Here is a 23,714-nt window from a genome sequence, read left to right as displayed (position 1 = left end):
GTCCGATGAAGCTACAAAAACGGCATATTTCCGATACCGCGTGCCGACCAGATTCTGCCCGCACACCAACCCCATCAAGGGACGCAGGAGATAAAGTTCATACAAGTGTTTAATCTTGGCTGGCTTTCACGTTCTCTTTTTCGACGTCCAGACTGACGGGCGCACGCTGGAACACCTGGTAAGTGGCAATCAGGACCAAACCAACAAAAGCCAGAAGGCTCCATTCCGCGGCGCTCATGCCAAACAAAGACCAGCTCACCTCGGCGCACTCCGCGGTACGATCAAACAGCCGAGCGAGTAAGTGAGCAATCGAGGTGGATTCAGTCAGGCATTGCGAGGGGCTTCGGCACGGCAGCAGGCGCTCTATCGAATGGGTCTGCATCCAGACTTGGCGCCCTGCACTTAACGCACCGGCCATGGCACACAGCAGCATCGCTATGGAGTAGGCACGCCAAGTGGCGTTGGTAGGCGCGTGGAAAAATGCAATCAGCGAGACCGCCCCTAAGATGATGAGTAACGTGCGCTGCACGAGGCACAGCGAGCAAGGTACAAGTCCTACTCCGTACTCTAAATACAGCGACGCACCTACAACGAGCGTAGAGGCAATAAACGCCAGAAAAAACAGGGGGCGCGAGGCGGCCAGGTGCATGGCAGATCCGTTACAGAATGCGAGAACCGTTACGGTAGAGGAAAGCACTTGACGGTTTCAAGACGACAACGGGCAGATATTTCAGTAATGAAGCAGCCCTCTAATGACGCGCCTTGTAGGACTATATTTCAAATGGGTGAAGGCCGGGTTTTCCAGCTACAGGGCGACCCGAACAGTCCTACAAATTAAACTCAAAAGAGTAACGGCGGGCTGCATTCAGGGCACCCCGCCCCACTGTTAAGCCCTGGCTAATACCGGCAGCGGTCGCGCCAGCAAACGCTCATCAAGCAGGCTCAGGCCCTCTTGGAATAACTGATTACTGCGCTCGGTTTCACCCATTTGCGCCAACAATCGCGCAAGTTCTGCGCAGGCTTCGGGGTTGCGCTGCAAGCGTAAGCTGTCTTCCAGGTAATCCCGCGCCTTACCCCACAAACTGCTTTGCAGGCATAGACGGCCCAGGGTCAACAACAGGCTCGGATCGGCAGGGTGCTGCTTGAGCCAGCCCTCGGCGGTTTGCAATTGTCTCGCGGGATCGCTGCCCCGCAGCAATCCATAGAAACGCGCCAAATGACTGTTGTAATCGCGCTTGAGGGCGCCTCGCAATACTTCTTCTGCCTCAGCATCGGCGCCCATTTGGCGCAGTTGCTCGGCATAGGCAAGTACCAGGGGCGCCTCCTGCCGTTGCGCGGAGGAAAGTTGCTGCCAGGCCTTGTTGAGTGATTGCAGACCCGCTTCACCTTCTTGTTCGCTGTGTGCCGCAAGCGTCAGATTCTCACCCCAGGCACGGCGCTCCAGCTCGGCCAGCTCTGTCGCAGGCAATACCTTGTCCTTGCGCAATTCAGGCATCAGACGAATCAGCGCCGCCCAATCGCCCTGCTGCTGATACAAACGCTGCAACTGACGCAACACTTGCGGGTTATGCGGGTGGCGCCCGTGCATGGCTTCCAGCGTCGTCAACGCACCGTCGCGATCCCCACGATCGAGCTGTAACTGTGCATGACTCAGCGCAATGGCCAATTCGGCGTGCGGCTGACGCTCCAGAGCGCGTTCGAGCAAGCTGTCGCTGTCCTCGTAACGACCCAGTTCATTGGCGGCACGCGCTGCACCCAGGTAGTACAGCAAGGGTTGACGCTCGGCCTCGGCCGCACGCTGCAGATGACGCTGAGCATTGGCCCACCGGCCCTCGGCGAGGTCCAGCTGACCTTGTTCGATAGCTTGCTGCACGCGACGGCTGCGATTACGTCGCGACCACGGGTTAACCACGCCACCCGATGTGGTCACCAGGCCCAACAAGACCCGCACGACAAATATCACCAGCCAGATCACCGCCAGTAGTCCTAGGGTCGCCCACAAACTCGATTCGTAGCGGAAATTCTGGTAGGCGATCAGCACGTAGCCCGAGTGCTCGGAAATGGCCACGCCGATCAGCGCCGCGACGACGATTACCGCAAACAGGATCAGGTACACGCGTTTCATGGGCTGGTCTCCTGCCTGGCTTGTGCGGCAGGTTTATCTGCTGCCATGTGCCGACGCTCAAGGTAGGCCTGCACCGCACTCAAACTTTGCGCCAGGTCCGGCGTTACCACCGATACAGGCTGAGCAGTCAGCGCTTGCAGACGCTCGTCCAATACTTTGCTTTGCGGATTGTCTTTATTGAAGTTGTTTTGCAGAACGTTGCGCGCTTCGGCCAACGCCTGGGTGTAGACCTTGGGTTCGCCATTAAGGGCCGCCCATTGCGCTTGCTCCAGAGCCAGACTCAAGGCCAGCCGAACCTGAGTCAAACTTTGCCCAGCCAGTAACGGACGAATATTCTTGTCGGCGCTGAAGTCGATGCGGATATAGCGCGATAGCTCATCCCACCATTGCGCCCAACGACTGTCACTGGCATCACCGGGAGCGGTCAGGCCGAGCAGTGATTCACCTTTGTCCTGGTATTCCGGCGCCAGCGTATTGAGTTGAATCGCCAGATCACGCAACGCCGCCAGTTGCAGGAACAATCCGGTACGGTCCGGTTGCTCGACGCTGCGCAATGCGGCCAGGCTTTTGGCCAATTGCTCCCGGGCGGCAAAAGAACCGGGATCGTCCTGTTCCTGCAAAATCTGATCGGCGCCTTGCACCAGTGCCAATGCACTGTTGATGTCCTGCAAGGCTGACAAGCGCAGGCTGGCCAGGCGCAGCAAATGCTCGGCCTCGGCCAAACGCCAGTCCTGACGGCTGGCACCCAGCACGGTTTCCAGACGCTCGCTCAAGCGCTGCTGATCGCCTTGAAGCTGAGCCACCAGACGTCGACGGTCTTCCAGCTCAGACGCTTGAGGTAACTGTGCCAGCCGCGCAGCTAACTGCTGCTCGCTTTGTTTGAGCACCTGGGTTTGTGCGCCGATATCCTGCAACTGCCCCGATTGCTGCTGATGGCTGGCTTGGAGGCCGCGTACTTGCCACACTCCCCATCCGCCAACTGCAACGCCCGCAGCACCCAACAGCAATGCAACAATCACCAGGCCGCTGCCACGGTTCTTCGATGAGGTGCCTGGGGTCGGTGAAGACGCTTCGATCACCGGATCAACTTGTTCTTTGGGCAAGACTGTTTCGCTCACGTATCCATCCTATGCATTAGGGCGCGTATCACATCCAACGACGACTCGGTTAAAACACATTCATCGTCTTACGCCTAGAGGGCGGGTTCGGGGTGTGCCCGTAACGCCGCCAGCAAAGCCGCGGCATTAGCGCCACGACAATCCACAACTGTCTGTGCCCCTGCTGCTGTCGCCAATTCGGCGACTCGGGGGCTGGGTACAAATAACGGTAACCGTGCCACCTCCGGCCAGGCAGCGCCTGCCAGTTCGAACAGGTGCTCAAAACCCTGCCCACTGCTGACCACCACACCGTTCAAGCGTTCCGCTTCGATCCTGTGCGGCAGTTCCAATGCTGGATAATGCGGCAGGGTGCGCCGGTAGAGGGGTAAATAATCCACATTGGCACCGAGCGCGCGCAACCGCTCGGCCAGCAGTTCGCGGCCGCCTTCGCCCCGCAAAATCAGGACCCGGGTTCCAGGCCGCGCCAGGGCATCGCGCAATGGTAATAATTCGAGCAACGCTTCGCTGTCATCAGCGTCCACCGGATAGGCAACGCTCAGGCCATAGTCTTCGAGGATTTGAGCCGTTGCAGCACCGACGCTGAACCACTGTTGTACGGGCGGTTGCGGCCATATCTCATCAATCAAAGCCAAGCCCATACGGGCTGCTGGCTTACTGACGACGATCACCACCGCATAGAGGTCCAGATCGAAAATCATCGAGCGTTGGGCGCCAGTGATCGTCAACGGCTCGATCTTCAGCAAGGGCAAGCTGCTGCTATAAACGCCAACGTTTTTCAACACGGTCGCCAGCGCCGCCGACTCTTGCGCGGGACGCGTCAACAGCAGCCGCCAGGCCGTCACTCTTCGCCCGCCTCGCCATAGACTTTTTGCAAAATCGCCTGCGCGCCTTGGGCTAGCAGCGCATCGGCAACCTGTATACCCAGCGCCTCTGGATTGCTGCGGGGACCACGGGCATCGGCGTTAAGCAAAACGCCGCCGTCTGGATCGCCGACCATTCCGCGCAGCCAGATTTGCTCGCCTTCAAGCACGGCGTAACAGGCGATGGGCACTTGGCAGCCGCCATTGAGATGCTTGTTCAACGCGCGCTCGGCAGTCACTCTTACCGAGGTATCGGCATGATTCAGCGGCTCGAGCAATGCTTGAATTTCCGCGTCGGCGGTACGGCATTCGATCGCCACCGCACCTTGGCCGCCTGAAGGCAAACCGTCTTCGATGCTGATTGCACACGTGATGCGCCCTTCAAAGCCCAGCCGGATCAAGCCAGCAGCCGCAAGAATGATCGCGTCGTATTCACCCGCATCCAGTTTCGCCAAACGGGTGTTGACGTTGCCGCGCAAGAATCGAATCTGCAGATCGGGGCGCCGCGCCAACAACTGGGCCTGGCGTCTTAAGCTCGATGTACCCACCACGCTGCCCGCTGGTAATAAATCCAGGCTGGCGAAGGCGTTCGAGACGAAAGCGTCACGGGCGTCTTCGCGCTCGCAAATGCAATACAGACCGAGCCCCTGGGGGAAGTCCATTGGCACGTCTTTCATTGAATGCACGGCGATGTCGGCGACGTCTTCGAGCATGGCTGTTTCAAGCTCTTTGACGAACAGTCCCTTGCCACCGATTTTTGACAAGGGTGAGTCCAGCAGCTTGTCACCGCGACTGACCATGGGCACCAGCGTCACCACCAGGCCTGGATGAAACTCTTCCAGGCGAGCTTTGACGTATTCGGCCTGCCATAAGGCCAACGCACTTCTGCGGGTAGCAATGCGAACTTCGCGAGTGAACATGGATCAATCCGTACTTGAATAGATGCGACGGATAATAACAGTTGTCGGCGCGATCTTGCCTGCGTCAGCTTGAAGCGGTGGATTCATCCTGCGGGGGCCAACGCGTTGGCGAGGCGGCAGATCTGACACACCGCTTTAAGCGCCTCGCCAACAAGCTGACTCCTTGTACAGATGTCCGGGAGCCATCGATATCTACAACTGCTGCATCATTTTCCGCACGCCTGCAACATGACGACGGCTGACGATCAATGCATCGCCATTGAGCCCCCGCAAGAACAGCTGAAAATGGCCCAGCGGTGTGCGTTGCAGGCGTTCAATGCGGTCGCGCGCGACCAGTGCGTTGCGATGAATGCGCACAAATCGATCCCCGAATTCATCTTCAAGCGCCTTGAGCGGCTCGTCCAGCAGCACTTCGCCGCCCTCATGGCGCAAGGTCACGTACTTATGGTCGGCGATGAAAAAAATCACCTGGTTCAGCGGTATCAGCTCAATACCCTTACGGGTCCGCGCACTGATATGGCTTCGCGGGCCACTGCCGGTTTCCGCCGCAGGCCGAGTCATGGCCGCCAGTTGAACCCGGTTCGGGCGTTCGGCTTTTTTCAACGCTTCGAGCAAATGCTCGGCACGTACCGGTTTAACCAGATAACCCACCGCGCTGACCTGGAACGCTTCCAACGCGAACTCATCGTGGGCAGTGCAAAAAACCACTGCGGGGGGCGTCTCGCGTTCACACAGTTTGGCGGCTACCTGCAGACCATCCAGACCCGGCATACGAATATCGAGCAACACCACATCAGGTTTAAGGCTATCGATCAGCGCCAAGGCTTCTTCGCCATTGGTAGCGCTGGGCTCAAGGACTCTGTAGCCCTCAAGTTCACTGACCAAGCGACTTAGTCGCTCACGGGCCAGAGGTTCGTCATCAACGATCAGGACATTCATATTGCTTTGGCTTCCTGCGTGAGTCTCGCACAAGGATAGCGTAGACAGGTGAAGTGACGACCGTCACGGCGCTCCACGCTCAGACTCGCACGTGGACCAAAAAGTGCCGCGATTCGCGCACCAATGTTCACCAGCGCCTGATGAGTGCCGTTGGAAGTCTGCCTTTTGGCAACTTCGTCATAGGGATTGCTGACACACAATACGAACTCCCCCTCTTTATAGGTTGCTTCAACCCGAACTACACCGCCTTCAACCCTCGGTGCAATGCCGTAGAGCAAGGCGTTTTCAAGTAATGGTTGCAAGGTTAGCTGTGGAATGGGCAGATCGTCCGGAATCGCGCTCACCACCCAGTCCAACTGTAGACGCTCGCCAAGACGATATTGCTCAATCGATAAATATCGTTTTGCCAATTCGAGTTCGTCACGCCATGTCACAAGATTCCCGGGCGTGGCGAGGCTTGCGCGAAACAAATCGGAAAGATCGAGCACTGCTTGTTCTGCTTTGACCGGGTCGCTAGCGACCAGACTGGCAATACTGTTCAGCGTGTTGAAGAGGAAGTGTGGCCGGATCCGCGCTTGCAGCGATTCGATCCTGGCACGCAACTCCGCCTGCTGCTGTTTTCGCCACTGACTCTGCAGATAAAAATAACGCAACATCAAGGCCGACATGATCAACGCAATCAGCGAATAGCGAAAATACCGTTCTACCCTTACTCCGACCGTCGCCGGGCGCGCCAGTTCGCAGTAGTCTGTTACCGCCGTGCACAACACGGTCAATCCCACCACCATCAGGCAACACAAAATGCCTGCAACCCCTGCCGGCAAGCGTGCCAACCAGGGACGCAGTCCGCATAACAGTGCGGCCGAGAGCAAGACGATCCATTGCACAAACAGCGAAATCAGGGCGAGGCGCACCCAATTAAAGCCCGCAACCATGGGCTCGACCAGCACCAGAACCATGACCAGCAGCTCAGCCAGAACCACCAACACTAACAATGCCTGGGGCACGCACAGTTCGGGCAGGAAGAATTCTTTGACGGGCGCTGACGCGGCACCCGTTTTCAACCAGTCGTTTCGCATGACGTCAGTCTCTGCGCCACTGGCGTTAGCAGCAAGCTGCCCAAGAATAAAAAAACAGCAACCTGTTATTATCGCGGTCGCCGTCTCAACCTCGGCCATTTCCCATTTTTTAATACCAGACTGCAGACTAACGAGCGAACCCATGAGCACCGACAAGACCAATCAGTCCTGGGGCGGCCGCTTCAGTGAACCCGTCGACGCCTTCGTCGCCCGTTTCACCGCCTCCGTCACTTTCGACCAACGCCTGTATCGCCACGACATCATGGGGTCCATCGCCCACGCAACGATGCTGGCCCACGTCGGGGTTCTGACCGACGCAGAACGCGACGCTATCATTGAAGGCTTGAACGCCATCCAGGCTGAAATCGAGGCTGGCAACTTTGACTGGCGCATCGATCTGGAAGATGTGCACATGAACATCGAAGCGCGGCTGACTGATCGCATCGGCGTTACCGGCAAAAAGCTGCACACCGGCCGCAGCCGTAACGACCAGGTCGCGACCGATATTCGCCTGTGGCTGCGTGATGAAATTGACCTGATTCTGGCTGAGATCTCTCGCCTGCAACACGGTTTGCTGGGCCAGGCAGAACGCGAAGCCGAGACCATCATGCCTGGCTTCACGCATTTGCAAACTGCCCAGCCGGTGACGTTCGGTCACCACATGCTGGCGTGGTTCGAAATGCTCAGCCGCGATTACGAACGTTTGGTTGACTGCCGCAAGCGCCTCAATCGCTTGCCACTGGGCAGCGCCGCATTGGCCGGCACGACGTACCCGATTGACCGTGAACTGGTGTGCGAGCTGTTGGGTTTCGACGCAGTGGGCGGTAACTCGCTGGACAGCGTTTCGGACCGCGACTTCGCCATTGAATTCTGCTCAGCCGCTAGCGTGGCAATGATGCACTTGTCACGGTTCTCCGAAGAGCTGGTGCTGTGGACCAGTGCGCAGTTCCAATTTATCGACCTGCCAGATCGCTTCTGCACCGGCAGTTCGATCATGCCGCAAAAGAAAAACCCTGACGTGCCGGAACTGGTACGCGGTAAAAGTGGCCGCGTATTCGGCGCGTTGATGGGCCTGTTGACGTTGATGAAGGGCCAGCCTCTGGCCTATAACAAGGACAATCAGGAAGATAAAGAGCCGCTGTTCGACGCTGCGGATACTTTGCGCGACTCACTGCGGGCATTTGCCGACATGATTCCGGCGATCAAACCCAAGCACGCGATCATGCGTGAAGCGGCGTTACGTGGTTTTTCCACCGCCACTGACCTGGCCGATTACCTGGTGCGTCGTGGCCTGCCTTTCCGCGATTGCCACGAAATCGTTGGCCATGCTGTGAAGTACGGCGTGGAAAGCGGCAAAGACCTGGCGGAGATGAGCCTGGAAGAGCTGCGAAAATTCAGCGATCACATTGATCAGGACGTGTTCGCAGTGCTGACCCTGGAAGGCTCGGTTAACGCGCGCAACCACATTGGCGGCACTGCGCCGGCGCAGGTCAAAGCGGCAGTCGCCCGCGGCGAAGCCTTGCTGGCCGCCCGCTAACCCCAGACCTGTAGGATGATTGCTTTGCACGTAGCTACTTATTTTCAGGAAATCAGCATGACCGACAAAATTGACATCATTGACGACGAAGAAGAAGAGTTCGCCGAATCGACGCTGATCCAAGCCATCGAAAACCAAATTGAAAGTGACACGCCACCGGCGGCCAAAGCGACCTTCAACAAGCTCACCCTGGTGGGATACGAGCGTGAAGAAATCCTGCAACTGATGGCACATGTGCTCGCCGTCGAAATCGATGCGTTGCTGGAAGATGACCGTCCGTTCAATAGCGAGTGGTACGAGCAGGCCCTGCGAGCGCTTCCAACGTTGCCGCCAGAAACCAAATGACGACCGGCTAAAGATCTTCTGCAAAAACTCCAGCACCTGACTACACTGCAAAAGCCCCGCTGCCGTAACACCTCGGGGCTGTCACGCCAAGCCGGCTTTATGGGTCCTCAAGAACTCAATAAGCGCAGAACAGCTCGTTCCTGTGCCTTGACTCAGACAGACCCACACCACCAGCGAAGCGTATTACTGGAAAAGTCTGGAGTGCCTATGTCGTATACCCCTGAGTTGGTTGCCGAACTGGAAATCCTTGCACTGTTCAATCTGGGTAATACCCTGGAAGGACTCAAAGTTCATCACATTGCAGCTCCCAAAGCGATTTCGGCCGCACAGCGCTTGTTCGATAAAGGGCTAATCACCCAGTTTGATGGTGGCTACCTGACCAGCCTGGGTCTGGAGGCGGCCGAGCATGCCCAATCACTGTTGACCATTCTTAACGTCACCGAAGCTGCCTGAAATCTTTTCGGGCTCGCGGGAATCCACCTTCGAAAGGTCCCGCGAGCCATTCTTCAGACCTTTATTATTCGCAAACGCAGCCGATACACTCACTTTGGTGTCAACAGAAAATCCGCTTGGAAGCGTCTGATTTAGCAGTACGTTGCCCGCCGACCTAAATTTAATTTCGAGCCTCCCCGGTTAGCTGCGATGACGCGTACCTTTGAAATTCGCCCCGACCTGGATGAGGGCATCGACCGCAAGGTTCTCAGCCAGTTGCGAAACCGCTTTCTGGCCCTCAACGATGGGCGGCTGGGCCGCGCCATGGAAGGCCTGTCGACACGGCAACAAGCGGTGCTGACGCTGTTGCCGTTGTTCTTTCACGTCAACCATCCACTGTTACCGGGCTACGTTTCCGGCAGTACCCCGGCCGGGGTGTCGGGCTATGATCCAGACGCTCAGGCATTGGCCGAAGCGCAGCGGCTGACCCGATCTTTTTCCTACAAACAGCGTCACGGCAATCCACCGCAGCCGATCCATGGCTTATTCCTGATGGGCAGTCTCGGGACCTTGGCTCAGGCCGAGCAAAGCGATATGGACGTGTGGGTCTGCCATGATGCTGAGCTAAGCCCGGCGGCCATCGCCGAGCTGCGCAAAAAATGCCAGGCGCTAGAAACCTGGGCGCTGAGCCAAGGCGCCGAAGCACACTTCTTCTTGATCGACGCTAAGCGTTTTGTGCTGGGTGAGCGCGATACAAAACTGAGCTCGGAAGATTGCGGTACCACCCAGCATTATTTGTTGCTGGACGAGTTTTACCGCACCGCTGTCTGGTTGGCAGGCCGTACGCCACTGTGGTGGCTGGTGCCGGTTTACGAAGAACAGCGCTACGCCGAATACACCCACACGCTGATATCCAAGCGCTTTATCCGTGCCGACGAAATTCTTGACCTCGGCCATCTGGCGCACATTCCCCCCGGCGAATTCATCGGCGCGGGGCTTTGGCAGCTGTTCAAGGGCATCGAGTCACCTTACAAGTCGGTGCTGAAGTTGCTGCTAACCGAGGTCTATGCCAGCGAACAACCGCGCGTGCAATGCCTGAGCCTGCGCTTCAAGCAAGCGGTGTTTGCCAACGCGCTTGACCTTGATGAACTCGACCCTTACATGATGGTTTACCGGCGCATCGAGGAATACCTTAAGGCCCGAGGCGAACCCGAACGCCTGGAATTGGTACGACGCAGCCTGTACCTGAAGGTCAACAAAAAGCTCACCGGGTCGCCACGCCAACGCACCACCAGTTGGCAGCGTCTGCTGTTGGAGCGTCTTGCCAAAGAATGGAATTGGGACGACCGGCAGTTGGCGTTGCTCGACAGCCGTAGCCAGTGGAAAGTCCGCCAGGTGGCCACTGAACGCCGGGCCTTGGTTAACGAGCTGAACTACAGCTATCGCTTTCTTACCGAATTCGCCCGTACGCAAAAAGCCGTCGGTTTGATCACCAAGCGTGACTTGAACGTATTGGGCCGACGCCTGTACGCCGCGTTCGAGCGCAAGGCCGGCAAGGTCGAATTCATCAATCCGGGAATCGCTCCGGATTTGGCCGAGGACACGCTGACGCTGGTGCAGTCACCTAACAAACGAGAGCCGGGAAAATCCCAATGGGGGCTGTACAACGGCAGTCTCGGTGCGCAGGAATGGGAGCATTTTTCGCCGATCAAGCGCAGCCGGGAGTTGCTCGAATTGCTGGCGTGGTGTCACCGGAATAATGTGATCGATCACACCACGCGCCTGGCGCTGCATCCCGGCAGCAGCGACTTGACCGAGTTTGAGCTGTTCAATCTGATGGGCAGCCTGCAGCAGGCCATTCCCCTGCCGCTTGGTGCGGTCAGCGAAGAACACTTGTTGCGCCCCAGTGTTCCGAGGGAAGTGTTGTTGTTGGTCAACGTCGGTGTCGATCCGCTCAAGCATCATCGGGACCTGAATATTCTGATGACCACCGAACGAACGGACTCGCTGAGTTACGCAGGAGTGCGCGAAAATCTGGTGCTGACCCTAGACCAAATCACGCTCAACAGCTGGAATGAAATTCTGGTAAGCCGGTATGACGGCCCCAACGCGCTGCTCGACTGCTTGAGCCATTTCCTCAGCAATTTGCCCGACGGGGCAGAGCAGCCTCGCGTACGCGTACGTTGCTTCTGCCATAACCGTGCGCCTGCCATTGCCCAGCGTGTCGAGGAACTGGTGAAGACCGCGCAATTATTGCTGGCGCGGCGCTTGAACCATCGTTACCTGATCCAGGTTCAGCAGCAATACCACGTGCTGGAAATGATCCCCGGCCAGATCAACCATGTCCCATTGCCCAGCCTTCCTGCGCTGCTGGATTACTTGAGCGAGGAGCTGCCCCATTACAGCCCGCTGCATCTCGATCCCTACGCGCTTAACGATCATGACTTGGCAATGATCCTGCCCCACGGCCAGCCAGAGTGTATCCAGGTGTTTTACCGCATCAGCGAGCCCTATGCTGATCTGTATGTGCTGGATGAACACAATGCGTTGTGGCACCAACACTTGCCGTACTTTGACGAACCCAGTTTGTTGCTGCCTCTGAAGCGCTTCTTTCAGTCGCTGGTGTACCGACGCGGCGCCCTGCTGCCGCTGGATAATCCGCTGAAACCTCTAGCACTGGAGACGTTGTATTACCAGATATTGCCCTCCGGACAGAGCCGCGCCCGGCGCATCGAACCGCGTTCAGCACCCGCCACGCCGGTGGACAAACCTTTTTATGATGTGCAAGCCATCATCGAAGAAGCGGCGCCGGGTCAGGTCAGCGTTACCCTGTATTGCAACCAGCGCGAATTTTCCGAGCTGGAACACGGGGACCAGCTATATACCGTTGTCGCACAGCAGATAGTGCAACAACGCAGGGAAGGCCAGCGCTATCGCTGCTACATCACTGACCTCGACCTTTCCGGCCTGCTGGGCGACGCGCGCGGACAAAGCATTCTGTTTCTGCGCTACAAGGCTGACCTGGAAAAGTCCCTCAACAACGCAATGGATGCGGCCTGATACCGGAACAAACTCTCTGTAGGAGCCAACTGGTTGGCGAGGCGGTGTAACTGATACACCGCAGGGTTCATTTCGCCAACAAGTTGGCTCCTACAGGTTGAGGTTATTCAGCGCTTTACGCTGTTCAGCGGTGGCGCAGATCTGCCGGCGGCGTTCATCGTCGGCTGCGCGCCATTCACGAATGTCTTCCACATGCCGCCAGCAACCGGTGCAGACTTTGTTTTCATCAAGACGGCAGACACTGATGCACGGCGACGGCACGGCACGGCTGACATTGCTGAACAGCGGCTTGACCGGCTTGACCGGCGTGGGGCTGTTCGTGGCAACAACGGAATCGGTCACGATCAAATCTCGTCGAAATCCAGCTCAATGCCGCCTTGTTCCAGACAAAGGCGCTGGAGCATTTCGCTGAGCAACTCATCGCTAGTGTCGCAGGCCCAACGCTTCTCTTCTTCATCGTAGTCAAAATGGAAACCACCTGACTTCGCGGCCAACCATAACTGACGCAGTGGTTCCTGGCGGCTGAAGATGAGCTGAGTACCGTTTTCAAACTTCACGGTCAGCACACCGGCAGAGTTTTCCAGGTCTAGATCCGAATCGCTCTCATCAAAAATATCTTCCAGCGCTTGCTGGGTGGCATCGACCAGATCGTGAAAGCGGGCTTCAGTCAAACTCATTACGGGAACCTCAAAAAATGTGTACCAACGGCGCAGCGACGCAAGATACGGTCGCTATAAGACAAATGCAAAGCATACCCGCCCAATAGCAGGCCGCAATGTCCATAAGCGCGGCCAAGTCAGCCCAATCTCCATGACCTTGTTCGAAGCCCCGTCGGACGGGTCGTACGCTACATAGGCAAGGCGCTGGGTGGTCGGTATACTCGGGCGCAATTAATGCTTTTACAAAGGATTTCGCCATGAAGCGCCTGATCTCTTCCCTTGCTGCGCTCCTTGCGGTTGCCTGCCTCGTCTCTGCTTGTGGTCAAAAAGGGCCGCTGTATATGCCTGATGACAGCCAAAACCCCGATGATCAAGCCAAATCGTCGCAATCGAGTTCGCACAAGCACTCTACTAACTAGGGAACACCCATGGACGCCTTCAACTACCGCGACGGTGAGCTGTTCGCGGAGGGTGTAGCGTTGTCTGCCATTGCCGAGCGCTTCGGCACGCCGACCTACGTTTACTCCCGCGCGCACATCGAAGCGCAATACACCGCGTACACCGACGCCTTAAGCGGCATGCCTCACTTGGTGTGCTTCGCAGTAAAAGCCAACTCTAACCTGGGTGTACTCAATGTCCTGGCGCGCCTTGGCGCTGGTTTTGACATTGTTTCCATCGGCGAATTGGAGCGCGTGCTGGCCGCAGGTGGCAGCCCGGACAAAATCGTGTTTTCTGGCGTCGGCAAGACACGCCAGGACATGCGTCGCGCACTGGAAGTCGGCGTGCATTGCTTCAACGTCGAATCCACTGACGAACTCGAACGCCTGCAAGTCGTCGCCGCAGAGCTGGGCGTGCGCGCTCCGATCTCGTTGCGGGTCAATCCGGACGTCGATGCGGGCACCCACCCGTACATTTCTACCGGCCTCAAGGAAAACAAGTTCGGCATCGCTATTGCGGATGCCGAAGACGTTTACATCCGTGCCGCGCAACTGCCAAACCTTGAAGTGATCGGCGTCGATTGCCATATCGGCTCGCAACTGACCAGCCTGCCACCTTTCATCGATGCCCTGGACCGTTTGCTAGCGCTCATTGACCGTCTCGGCGACTGTGGCATTCATTTGCACCACGTTGATCTGGGCGGCGGTCTGGGTGTTCGATATCGCGACGAAGAGCCGCCATTGGCCAGCGAATACATTGCTGCCGTGCGCGAGCGCATGGATGGCCGTGACCTGGCTTTGGTGTTTGAACCTGGCCGCTTCATCGTTGCCAACGCCGGCGTGCTGCTGACTCAAGTCGAATACCTCAAGCACACCGAGCATAAGGATTTCGCCATTGTCGATGCGGCGATGAACGATCTGATCCGCCCGGCGCTGTATCAAGCCTGGATGAACGTAACGGCGGTTCGCCCACGTGATTCGCAGCCGCGGACCTACGACATCGTTGGACCTATCTGCGAAACCGGTGACTTTTTGGCCAAGGGCCGGGAATTGGCATTGGCCGAAGGCGACTTGCTTGCTGTGCATTCGGCAGGCGCGTACGGTTTTGTCATGAGCTCGAACTACAACACCCGTGGCCGTACCGCTGAAGTATTGGTCGATGGCAACGAAGCGTTTGAAGTGCGTCGTCGCGAAACCGTGGCAGAGCTGTTTGCTGGCGAAAGCCTGCTGCCGGAGTAACCCCATGCTGCTGCGCTTTACCAAGATGCATGGCCTGGGCAACGACTTCATGGTTTTAGACCTTGTCAGTCAGCACGCGCATATTCTGCCCAAGCACGCCAAACAGTGGGGTGACCGCCATACGGGGATCGGCTTCGATCAGCTATTGCTGGTCGAAGCACCGAGTAACCCCGAGGTGGACTTTCGCTACCGAATCTTTAATTCCGACGGGTCTGAAGTCGAACAGTGCGGCAACGGCGCGCGCTGCTTTGCCCGCTTCGTGCTGGATAAACGCCTGACTGCCAAACGGCAGATTCGCGTCGAGACCAAAAGCGGCATTATTGAGCTGGATATCCGCAGCGACGGTCAAATCAGCGTTGATATGGGGCCTCCACGGCTAGTCCCGGAGCAGATCCCGTTCGACGCAACCGAGCCGGCACTGAGCTATGCGGTTGAAGTTGATGGTCAAATCATCGACCTTGCCGCAGTATCGATGGGAAATCCTCACGCAGTGTTGCGTGTCGAAGACATCAACAACGCACCCGTGCATGTCCTCGGGCCGAAGCTCGAACACCACCCGCGCTTTCCGGCGCGGGTCAATGTCGGCTTCTTACATGTGGTTGATCGGCAACGCGCGCAGTTGCGTGTCTGGGAACGCGGTGCCGGGGAAACCCAGGCCTGCGGAACCGGCGCTTGCGCAGCGGCGGTGGCGGCCATCAGTCAGGGCTGGATGGACTCACCCCTGTTGATTGATCTGCCCGGCGGGCGCCTGTCCATTGAGTGGGAAGGCCCTGGCCATTCCGTGAAAATGACCGGCCCGGCCGTTCGGGTATATGAAGGACAAGTTCGTTTATGAGTGAGCAAATACGATGACCGACAAGCCTCAGGTATCAGCCGAACAGCCCAGCGAAGCATCCGCCGGTCACGCAGCGCCAACCCCTGAAGCAGAGGCGATCGCCGCGTACTTGCTTAAACATCCTGAGTTCTTCGTCGAGCACGAAGAACTGCTGACCACTCTGCGCATTCCACATCAGCGCGGCGATACCGTGTCGCTGGTCGAGCGTCAGCTCAAGCTGCTACGCGACCGCAACATTGAAATGCGCCACCGTCTTTCGCAACTGATGGACGTCGCCCGGGACAATGACCGATTGTTCGACAAGACCCGTCGGCTGATGCTGGCACTGATTGACGCCAGCAGCCTGGAAGACGTGGTCATCGCCGTTGAAGACAGCCTGCGCCAGGAGTTTCAGGTGCCCTTTGTCAGTCTGATTTTGTTCAGCGAGAAACCGCTGCCAGTTGGACGCTGGGTCAGCACTGAAGAGGCGCAAAAAACCATCGGCGGCCTGATTTCGGACGAGAAGATTGTATGCGGTGTTTTGCGTGAGCATGAGCTGGCGTTTTTGTATGGCGCAGAACAAGGCGAGCAGGTCGGCTCCAGCGCCGTCGTGGCCCTGACCCATCAAGGATTGCACGGCGTACTGGCGATCGGCAGCCGCGATCCGCAGTACTACAAAAGTTCGGTTGGCACACTGTTCCTCAGCTATATCGCTGAAGTACTGGGCCGCGTATTGCCGCGCTTTACTCAGTCGTCACGCTCGGTCTACTGACCATGGAACGACAACTTGACGCTTACTGCACACACCTGCGCAGCGAGCGTCAGGTGTCGCCGCACACCCTGGAAGCCTACCGCCGGGACTTGAACAAAGTACTGGCCTTTTGCGAGAAGCAAAACCTCAGCAGTTGGTCGGCACTGGACATCCAGCAGCTGCGCAGTCTGATCGCCCGTTTGCACCATCAAGGGCAGTCCTCCCGCAGCCTGGCGCGCCTACTGTCAGCGGTGCGCGGGCTTTATCACTACCTGAATCGCGAAGGCCTATGCAATCACGACCCGGCCAATGGCTTATCGCCGCCCAAAGGCGAGCGCCGGTTGCCGAAAACCCTTGATGCGGACCGTGCCTTGCAATTGCTCGACGGGGCCGTAGAGGATGATTTCCTCGCCCACCGCGATCAGGCGATTCTTGAGCTGTTCTACTCCTCAGGGCTGCGTCTTTCAGAGCTTACCGGCCTCAATCTCGAACAGCTTGACCTGAGTGATGGGCTGATCCAAGTCCTTGGCAAAGGCAGCAAAACCCGTGTGCTGCCAGTAGGAAAAAAGGCCCGGGAAGCCATGGAAACCTGGTTGCCGCTGCGGGCTCTGGCAAACCCGCAAGACGACGCGGTATTCATCAGCCAGCAAGGACGACGTCTAGGCCCCCGTGCCATCCAGCTACGCGTCAAAGCGGCTGGCGTACGAGAGTTGGGGCAGAACCTGCACCCGCACATGCTTCGCCACTCGTTCGCCAGCCACTTGCTCGAATCTTCCCAGGATTTACGTGCGGTGCAGGAATTGCTCGGCCACGCCGACATTGCCACCACACAGATTTATACGCATCTGGACTTCCAGCATTTAGCCACGGTGTACGACAGCGCCCACCCTCGGGCCAAACGCGTAAAGGGCACTGATCATGATTAAGCTGGTTACCTTCGACCTCGACGACACGTTATGGGACACCGCCCCCGTCATCATCACCGCCGAAGCGGTATTGCGCGAATGGCTGGCGGAACATGCACCAAACCTGGGCCCGGTGCCGGTCGAACAGTTATGGGCGATTCGTACGCGGCTGGTCGAAGCCGACCCATCGTTCAAGCACCGAATTAGTGCATTACGCCGCCACGTGTTATTTCATGCCCTGCAAGATGCCGGCTATGCCCACGATCAGGCGAACGACTTGGCGGAAAAAAGCTTCGAGGTTTTTCTCCACGCGCGGCATCAGATCGAAATATACCCTGACGTTCAGCCGACCCTGGAAATCCTCGCCAAAACTTACACGCTGGGTGTTTTAACCAACGGTAACGCCGATGTCCGTCGATTAGGGCTGGCAGATTATTTTGCCTTCGCTTTGAGCGCCGAGGACGTCGGTATCGGCAAACCCGACCCTGCTCCATTTGTTGAAGCGCTGAAGCGCGTCAACGTCGATGCGGGTTCAGCCGTGCACGTCGGGGATCATCCCGGCGACGACATTGCAGGCGCCCAGCAAGCAGGTTTTCGCGCCATCTGGTTCAACCCGACGGGCAAACCATGGGAAGCCGATAAGCGTCCCGATGCGCAAATCCAGAGCCTGACTGAATTGCCCGGGTTGCTGAAAGGCTGGAACTAGCGGTTACGGCATTGAAATTAAAGCGTAGACCCGAAAAAGCCCGCTGCAACAGCGGGCTTTTCTTGATAACAACGCGAGCTCGCGCCTAAATAGGTCGGCTACCGTATTTGTTATCAGGTTTCTTCGGCGGATCGGCGACCACGTTGGCCTCCACTTCCTGCACCTTGCCGCCTTTGGCCAAGAACTCTTCCATCGCGCGAGCCAACGCATCACGCTCTTTGTTCTTGGCCTCTACACTAGGCAGCTCATCTACCGAAACCGCAGCCTTGGCTTTGCCTTTAGGCGCAGCGGGCGCGTCGGGGCTGTCGTCGATTTCGGGACCGTCATCTTCGCCGCCAGCGGCGACAAGTTCCTCACCACCCTCGTCGTCTTCCAGATCGTCTACCAAACCGTCGTTGTCGTCGTCGCTCATGTTCTACCTCATGACTTTCGAAAGCAGATTAGTTATAGCCCAGCTTCGCCAACTGTCGATGGCTGCCAGAAAAAATTCAACAGCCGCTGATGATCAGCGACCATCCTCATCACCATGCAGCGTGGCGAGGACTCTGCGAGCGCCGCCAACATCACGATGCTCACCCAAATAAACACCCTGCCAAGTGCCCAGCGCCAACCGTCCTGCCGTAATCGGCAAACTCAACTGGCAGCCAAGCAAACTGGCCTTGAAATGCGCAGGCAGGTCATCGGGGCCTTCGTCGTCATGTTCGTATCCGTCCATTCCCTGAGGCACCAGACGGCTGAAAAAACGTTCGAAGTCACGACGTACAGCCGGATCGGCATTCTCGTTGACGGTCAACGAGGCCGAGGTATGTTGCAATAACAAATGCAACAGACCGACGCGACAGGTTTGCAGTTCAGGTAAACCTGCGAGTATTTCGTCGGTCACTAGATGAAACCCGCGAGGCCTTGCTCGCAAAGTAATCAACTTCTGTTGCCACATACAGTTCTCCACGCTTCGGCGCGCATTCTAACGCGCTGGCGAAAAAAACAAAGCGCGTTATACGCCACGCGTTATGTAAGCCATGGTCGATGTCCAAACAACGGCGGCGACCTTACCTACATCGACAAAACCCAGACAAAAAAATGCCCGGTCACCCGGGCATTTTATTTTGATGCCTTACAAGTTGTAGCCACGTTCGTTGTGCAGCGCAAGGTCGAGACCGACAGCTTCTTCTTCTTCAGTGACACGCAGGCCCATGACCGCGTCGACCACTTTCAGGATGATGAAGGTCGCGATCGCCGTGTAGATGATCGTGAAGCCCACGCCTTTGCACTGAATCCAAACCTGAGCAGCAATGTCGGTCACAGTGCCGAAGCCGCCCATGGCAGGTGCTGCGAACACACCGGTCAGGATCGCGCCGAGGATACCGCCGATACCGTGTACGCCGAATGCGTCCAGGGAATCGTCGTAGCCCAGTTTGCGTTTCAGGGTGGTAGCGCAGAAGAAGCAGACCACGCCAGCAGCCAAACCGATAATCAGTGCGCCCATAGGACCCACAGTGCCAGCAGCAGGGGTGATGGCAACCAGACCGGCAACCACACCCGAAGCGATGCCCAGGGCACTTGGCTTACCGTGAGTGATCCACTCAGCGAACATCCAGCCCAGCGCAGCAGCAGCAGTAGCGATTTGGGTAACGAGCATCGCCATACCGGCAGTGCCGTTGGCCGCAGCAGCGGAACCGGCGTTGAAGCCGAACCAGCCAACCCACAACATGGCAGCACCCATCAAGGTGTAACCAAGGTTATGCGGGGCCATCGGGGTCGCTGGGAAGCCTTTACGCTTGCCCAGTACCAGGCAGGCAACCAGACCGGCAACACCCGCGTTGATGTGAACCACGGTGCCGCCGGCGAAGTCGAGAACACCCCAGTCGCCCAACAATGCGCCAGGACCGCTCCAGACCATGTGCGCAATCGGCGCATAGACAATGGTGAACCAGAGGGCCATGAAGACCAGCATCGAAGAGAACTTCATGCGATCAGCAAACGCACCGACGATCAGCGCCGGGGTGATGATGGCGAAGGTCATCTGGTAGGTGACGAACACCGCCTCAGGGAACAGCGCGGTAGGGCCAGTGATGCTGGCTGGCGTGATACCCGCGAGGAACGCTTTGGCGAAGCTGCCGAAGAAGGAGTAGTAGTTAACGACGCCTGCTTCCATACCGGTAGTGTCGAACGCAACGCTGTAGCCGTAAGCGAACCACAGGATGGTGATCAAACCGGTAATGGCAAAGCACTGCATCATTATTGCGAGAACGTTTTTCGAGCGGACCATACCGCCGTAGAACAGCGCCAGACCGGGGATGGTCATGAACAGCACCAGCGCCGTCGAGGTCAGCATCCAGGACGTATCGCCGGAGTTGAGCACTGGAGCGACGACGGGTACCGGGTCAGCCGCCAGGGCCAGACCAGGTATTAAAAGGGACAGCAGGGCTCCTAGCCCTGCGAATTGACGCAGAGTCATATTGTTTTACTCCTGGGGCGATGGGGGTTGGCGGCTTAGATTGCGTCGGTATCGGTTTCGCCGGTACGGATGCGAATGGCCTGTTCCAGATTAACCACGAAAATCTTGCCGTCACCAATTTTGCCGGTATTGGCCGCTTTGGTTATTGCCTCTATAACCCGATCCAGATCCTTGTCGTCAATCGCAACATCGATTTTCACTTTAGGCAGGAAGTCGACTACATATTCCGCACCGCGATACAGCTCGGTGTGACCCTTCTGCCGGCCGAAGCCTTTGACTTCAGTGACGGTGATGCCCTGCACGCCGATTTCGGACAGCGACTCGCGCACATCGTCCAATTTGAACGGCTTAATGATTGCAGTGACTAGTTTCATGAAACTTTCTCCCGAATTGGTGGACTTGCCCCAGGAAAACAAACCCGACTCAAGTCTAAGCGCAGTGCTTGGCTTTGTAACCCGTCGGTCGTCTTATATCGGCCCGACTAACCCCAAAAAACTGCTTGTGACGAAACACTTCCCTGCTTCGCCTCGCGCACTGCGTTCGTCACATCGACTGCATCAGTGCATGGGTCATATGCCACTAAGCAGAAAGCTTGCCATCTCGTGAAAAACCACTGATTACGGCTGTTTATTCAGTAATTAGGTGCCATCCAAACGCCTATCTGCGCCGGGACGCACAACAACAGTGCGACTGTGCCCGCCGTCATGCGCGAAAACCGTGCAGCTGCGCCCGCCCGATTTGACTATAGACACTGCGTGATACACTGCCGCGCTATCTGCTTACGGAAACTTGATCATGCTCGCGCCCAAAGCCTTTCTCGACGCCCTGAGCGGCCACGCCTCCCGCTTGTTCAACGGCGAAACACCGATTCCTCGCACTGAATTCGAAAGCCAGTTCAAAACGCTGTTGCAAAGCGGCTTCAGCAAACTGGATCTGGTCAGCCGCGAAGAGTTCGACAGCCAGATGACCGTACTCGCCCGAACCCGCGCACGCCTTGAAGCGCTGGAAGCAAAAGTCGCCGAAATGGAAGCGCGCCTGGCACCACCTGTTGAGTGATGCGTTCGGTACATCGCTGTAGACCAACGGGTTAGCGAAGGTCCTTCGAACCTTATCGCAGCCTTCGGCAGCTCCTACAAAAAACGTTCGGCTGATTCACACCTTGTAGCGATTCCCCTCCCGGCTTCGCCGTTAATTCCCGCAGGATGCGGTTATTCAGACATCAAGGAATGATCATGTCTCTGGCCATTGTTCTCAGCCGCGCTCAAGTGGGCGTGGAAGCACCTGCCGTTACTGTCGAATGTCACTTGGCCAACGGCCTGCCTGCGTTGACGCTGGTGGGGTTGCCAGAGGGTGCGGTGCGGGAAAGTAAGGATCGTGTACGCAGCGCAATTCTGAATTCCGGTTTTCAATTTCCGGCGCGGCGGATCACGCTTAACCTTGCTCCTGCGGACTTGCCCAAGGACGGCGGTCGGTTTGACCTTGCCATCGCGCTGGGCCTTTTGGCCGCCAGCGCGCAATTACCGGCGTTGGCTTTGCAAGAGGTGGAGTGCCTGGGTGAGTTGGCGCTGTCTGGTGGAGTTCGTCCGATCCAAGGAGTATTGCCCGCAGCGTTGGCAGCCCGCGCACAAGGGCATACGTTGATTGTGCCGGCGGCGAATGCCGAGGAGGCGTGTCTGGCGTCGGGATTGAGGGTCATAGCGGTCACTGACCTGCGTCAGTTGGTGGCTCATTTCAATGGTCAGGCGCCAATCGCTCCCTATGTGTCCAGCGGCCTGCTGCACGTAAGCAAACCCTATCCGGACCTGAGCGAAGTACAGGGTCAAACCGCAGCCAAGCGTGCGCTGTTGGTGGCAGCGGCCGGCGCCCATAACCTTTTAACATTGTGGTACGTTACAAAACATTCTACGCCCTAGCAGACCAGCAGCTATGACCAGCAAAGCCTACAGCTATATTAGGTTCTCAAGCCCGGAACAGGCCAAGGGCGATAGCTACCGTCGTCAAAGGCAGATGGCAGTGGATTACTGTGCCAGCCACGACCTAGAGCTTGCTACAGCCAAGGAGTACACATTCTTTGATAAAGGCAAGAGTGCCCAAAAAGGTGAACACCTTGACGATGGTGGACAGTTAAAGCGATTCCTTGATCGTGTTGATGATGGATCGATTGCTAAAGGTAGTTACCTACTTGTAGAAAACCTTGATCGACTATCAAGACAGGCCGTAAATGTCGCACTAGCCGGATTACTGGCGTTATTAAAGTCAGAAATTAATGTTGTCACGCTCTCTGATGGTTATCTTTATACAAAAGATGCCACTGCGATGGATTTAATGCTCTCAATCATGCACATGGGCCGTGCCCATAGTGAAAGTGACATTAAATCGATCCGATTAGGAAAAGCGTGGGAGCAGAAAAAGAAACTTGCACGCACAGAACTTAAGCCATTAGGTAAAGCATGCCCGTATTGGTTGGAATTGAAGGACGGCAAGTATCAACCCATCAAAGCCAGAGTGGAAACTGTTGAACTAATATTCAAATTATCAATTGGTGGGCATGGACAAGGCACTATTGCAAAGATGCTGAATGAACTTAAACTGCCTGTATTCGGCACTGTGAATGGAGAACATGCTAGAAATAAATCCGGTGCGTGGGGAAACAGCAGCGTTAATAAGATATTGAATAACAGGGCATTACTTGGTGAATACCAGCCAACCAAAATTGTTAATCGTATCCGTGGCAATGACGGTGAAGTAGTCAGAGGATTCTTTCCTGTTGTTATCGACGAAGCAACATTCTACCAAGCTCAAGCTGTACGCACAGAAAGAAGGGTATCGAAGACAGGGAATCAATCGAAGCGATTTAATATTTGCCAAGGAGTTTTAAAGTGTCAATTTTGTGGTGATGCTATGCACCTAGTTAATAAAGGCAGACCGCCTAAAGGTGCATGTTACGTACAGTGTCACTCAGCACGCAAGGGAGTTTGCACCAACGGCTATATTAGACTAGAACGTGTCGAGTTAGTCATACGTGAATTACTATCAAAGGTGGATAGCCTGAGCTTGGTGCAAAGTAGCGAGGGAGCAATACTTAAGGAAATTACAACAGCCACTGGAAAGCTTGAAACTGTAACCAAGCGGCTCCATGACATGACAGAAATATTTAATGAGACGCCATCTACGGCGGTGGCCAAGTTATTACAAGATGCAGAAAGTGAGAGAACTACACTTGCTGTAGAACGTGAACGTCTGAGGGAAACTTTGGCAGTAAACAAGATTGTGTCTAAAGATGATTTCTTTGAAAAGCTTGACTTAGTAACGTTTGAGGGTAGACATGCC

The 23,714-nt window shown here is 56.7% G+C and carries 25 protein-coding genes and 1 pseudogene; 13 read left to right on the top strand and 13 right to left on the bottom strand.

What is annotated here, in order from left to right; all coding sequences use genetic code 11:
• Positions 1 to 109: 109 nt before the first annotated feature.
• From JWR17_RS21470 to JWR17_RS21440, 7 genes are all read right to left on the bottom strand, one after another.
• The gene (locus JWR17_RS21470; RefSeq protein WP_299834606.1) at positions 110 to 649 is read right to left on the bottom strand and encodes a disulfide bond formation protein B; all 540 of its coding nucleotides are present in this window, start codon (positions 647 to 649) and stop codon (positions 110 to 112) included.
• Between the two features lie 237 nt (positions 650 to 886).
• Positions 887 to 2,125: a heme biosynthesis protein HemY gene (locus tag JWR17_RS21465; protein WP_299834604.1), complete on the bottom strand. Its 1,239-nt coding sequence runs from the start codon at positions 2,123 to 2,125 to the stop codon at positions 887 to 889.
• Positions 2,122 to 3,243 carry a uroporphyrinogen-III C-methyltransferase gene (locus JWR17_RS21460; RefSeq protein WP_299834602.1) on the bottom strand — a complete coding sequence of 374 codons (1,122 nt, stop codon included), beginning with the start codon at positions 3,241 to 3,243 and terminating at the stop codon, positions 2,122 to 2,124. Before JWR17_RS21460 ends, JWR17_RS21465 begins: the two co-directional genes overlap by 4 nt.
• 74 nt (positions 3,244 to 3,317) lie before the next feature.
• Positions 3,318 to 4,085, bottom strand: coding sequence for a uroporphyrinogen-III synthase (locus JWR17_RS21455; protein WP_299834600.1), 768 nt, complete (start codon positions 4,083 to 4,085; stop codon positions 3,318 to 3,320).
• Positions 4,082 to 5,023, bottom strand: a complete 942-nt coding sequence (hemC, locus tag JWR17_RS21450; RefSeq protein WP_299834598.1) for a hydroxymethylbilane synthase — start codon at positions 5,021 to 5,023, stop codon at positions 4,082 to 4,084. The genes JWR17_RS21455 and hemC overlap by 4 nt, the downstream gene beginning before the upstream one ends.
• Positions 5,024 to 5,215: 192 nt before the next feature.
• A complete protein-coding gene (locus JWR17_RS21445; RefSeq protein ID WP_299834596.1) occupies positions 5,216 to 5,962 on the bottom strand; it encodes a LytTR family DNA-binding domain-containing protein in 747 nt (248 codons plus the stop codon).
• The gene (locus tag JWR17_RS21440) at positions 5,959 to 7,041 is read right to left on the bottom strand and encodes a sensor histidine kinase (RefSeq protein ID WP_299834608.1); all 1,083 of its coding nucleotides are present in this window, start codon (positions 7,039 to 7,041) and stop codon (positions 5,959 to 5,961) included. The genes JWR17_RS21445 and JWR17_RS21440 overlap by 4 nt, the downstream gene beginning before the upstream one ends.
• A 142-nt stretch (positions 7,042 to 7,183) precedes the next feature.
• Between JWR17_RS21440 and argH the strand changes: the two genes are divergently transcribed.
• From argH to JWR17_RS21420, 4 genes are all read left to right on the top strand, one after another.
• Positions 7,184 to 8,578 (top strand): argininosuccinate lyase, encoded by a 1,395-nt coding sequence (gene argH / locus JWR17_RS21435; protein ID WP_299834594.1) that lies wholly within the window; start codon positions 7,184 to 7,186, stop codon positions 8,576 to 8,578.
• A 57-nt stretch (positions 8,579 to 8,635) separates the two neighbouring features.
• Positions 8,636 to 8,923, top strand: a complete 288-nt coding sequence (locus JWR17_RS21430; protein ID WP_299834592.1) for a hypothetical protein — start codon at positions 8,636 to 8,638, stop codon at positions 8,921 to 8,923.
• A gap of 207 nt (positions 8,924 to 9,130) precedes the next feature.
• The gene (locus JWR17_RS21425) at positions 9,131 to 9,376 is read left to right on the top strand and encodes a TIGR02647 family protein (RefSeq protein ID WP_299834590.1); all 246 of its coding nucleotides are present in this window, start codon (positions 9,131 to 9,133) and stop codon (positions 9,374 to 9,376) included.
• 189 nt (positions 9,377 to 9,565) lie between these two features.
• Positions 9,566 to 12,415 (top strand): class I adenylate cyclase, encoded by a 2,850-nt coding sequence (locus JWR17_RS21420; protein WP_299834588.1) that lies wholly within the window; start codon positions 9,566 to 9,568, stop codon positions 12,413 to 12,415.
• A 90-nt stretch (positions 12,416 to 12,505) separates the two neighbouring features.
• Here the strand turns inward: JWR17_RS21420 and JWR17_RS21415 are convergent, their stop codons facing one another.
• Both JWR17_RS21415 and cyaY read right to left on the bottom strand, forming a co-directional pair.
• Positions 12,506 to 12,757: a DUF1289 domain-containing protein gene (locus JWR17_RS21415; RefSeq protein WP_299834586.1), complete on the bottom strand. Its 252-nt coding sequence runs from the start codon at positions 12,755 to 12,757 to the stop codon at positions 12,506 to 12,508.
• Positions 12,758 to 12,759: 2 nt separating this feature from the next.
• Positions 12,760 to 13,092, bottom strand: a complete 333-nt coding sequence (gene cyaY / locus JWR17_RS21410) for an iron donor protein CyaY (protein WP_299834584.1) — start codon at positions 13,090 to 13,092, stop codon at positions 12,760 to 12,762.
• A gap of 239 nt (positions 13,093 to 13,331) precedes the next feature.
• On the opposite strand from cyaY, the gene JWR17_RS21405 reads away from it, so the two are divergent.
• The 6 genes from JWR17_RS21405 to JWR17_RS21380 are packed head-to-tail and all read left to right on the top strand — an operon-like array spanning position 13,332 to position 17,926.
• Positions 13,332 to 13,493 (top strand): lipoprotein, encoded by a 162-nt coding sequence (locus JWR17_RS21405; protein WP_297836482.1) that lies wholly within the window; start codon positions 13,332 to 13,334, stop codon positions 13,491 to 13,493.
• 9 nt (positions 13,494 to 13,502) lie between these two features.
• Positions 13,503 to 14,750, top strand: coding sequence for a diaminopimelate decarboxylase (gene lysA / locus JWR17_RS21400; RefSeq protein WP_299834582.1), 1,248 nt, complete (start codon positions 13,503 to 13,505; stop codon positions 14,748 to 14,750).
• A gap of 4 nt (positions 14,751 to 14,754) precedes the next feature.
• A complete protein-coding gene (gene dapF, locus JWR17_RS21395; protein ID WP_299834579.1) occupies positions 14,755 to 15,585 on the top strand; it encodes a diaminopimelate epimerase in 831 nt (276 codons plus the stop codon).
• Between the two features lie 13 nt (positions 15,586 to 15,598).
• The gene (locus tag JWR17_RS21390) at positions 15,599 to 16,336 is read left to right on the top strand and encodes a DUF484 family protein (RefSeq protein WP_299834577.1); all 738 of its coding nucleotides are present in this window, start codon (positions 15,599 to 15,601) and stop codon (positions 16,334 to 16,336) included.
• 2 nt (positions 16,337 to 16,338) lie between these two features.
• Positions 16,339 to 17,241, top strand: a complete 903-nt coding sequence (xerC, locus tag JWR17_RS21385) for a tyrosine recombinase XerC (protein WP_299834575.1) — start codon at positions 16,339 to 16,341, stop codon at positions 17,239 to 17,241.
• Positions 17,234 to 17,926 carry an HAD family hydrolase gene (locus JWR17_RS21380; RefSeq protein ID WP_299834573.1) on the top strand — a complete coding sequence of 231 codons (693 nt, stop codon included), beginning with the start codon at positions 17,234 to 17,236 and terminating at the stop codon, positions 17,924 to 17,926. The genes xerC and JWR17_RS21380 overlap by 8 nt, the downstream gene beginning before the upstream one ends.
• A gap of 85 nt (positions 17,927 to 18,011) precedes the next feature.
• Here the strand turns inward: JWR17_RS21380 and JWR17_RS21375 are convergent, their stop codons facing one another.
• The 4 genes from JWR17_RS21375 to glnK form a co-directional block, all read right to left on the bottom strand.
• The gene (locus JWR17_RS21375; RefSeq protein ID WP_299834572.1) at positions 18,012 to 18,338 is read right to left on the bottom strand and encodes a hypothetical protein; all 327 of its coding nucleotides are present in this window, start codon (positions 18,336 to 18,338) and stop codon (positions 18,012 to 18,014) included.
• Positions 18,339 to 18,431: 93 nt separating this feature from the next.
• Positions 18,432 to 18,863 carry a secondary thiamine-phosphate synthase enzyme YjbQ gene (locus JWR17_RS21370; protein ID WP_299834570.1) on the bottom strand — a complete coding sequence of 144 codons (432 nt, stop codon included), beginning with the start codon at positions 18,861 to 18,863 and terminating at the stop codon, positions 18,432 to 18,434.
• 177 nt (positions 18,864 to 19,040) lie between these two features.
• A complete protein-coding gene (locus JWR17_RS21365; RefSeq protein ID WP_299834568.1) occupies positions 19,041 to 20,384 on the bottom strand; it encodes an ammonium transporter in 1,344 nt (447 codons plus the stop codon).
• A gap of 35 nt (positions 20,385 to 20,419) precedes the next feature.
• Positions 20,420 to 20,758, bottom strand: a complete 339-nt coding sequence (gene glnK, locus JWR17_RS21360; protein WP_002555808.1) for a P-II family nitrogen regulator — start codon at positions 20,756 to 20,758, stop codon at positions 20,420 to 20,422.
• A gap of 421 nt (positions 20,759 to 21,179) precedes the next feature.
• Here glnK and JWR17_RS21355 point away from each other — a divergent pair, with 421 nt between their 5' ends.
• From JWR17_RS21355 to JWR17_RS21345, 3 genes and pseudogenes are all read left to right on the top strand, one after another.
• On the top strand, positions 21,180 to 21,440 hold the full coding sequence (locus tag JWR17_RS21355) for an accessory factor UbiK family protein (protein WP_299834566.1): 261 nt from the start codon (positions 21,180 to 21,182) through the stop codon (positions 21,438 to 21,440).
• A 176-nt stretch (positions 21,441 to 21,616) separates the two neighbouring features.
• Positions 21,617 to 22,261 (top strand): annotated as a pseudogene (locus tag JWR17_RS21350) (magnesium chelatase domain-containing protein); the annotation flags it as partial.
• A gap of 49 nt (positions 22,262 to 22,310) precedes the next feature.
• Positions 22,311 to 23,714: recombinase family protein (locus tag JWR17_RS21345; RefSeq protein ID WP_299834564.1), on the top strand; the 1,404-nt coding region annotated here is incomplete at its 3' end.

This window comes from Pseudomonas sp., from assembly GCF_028293835.1.
GTDB lineage: Bacteria > Pseudomonadota > Gammaproteobacteria > Pseudomonadales > Pseudomonadaceae > Aquipseudomonas.
This window is presented reverse-complemented; position numbering and strand designations above follow the sequence as displayed.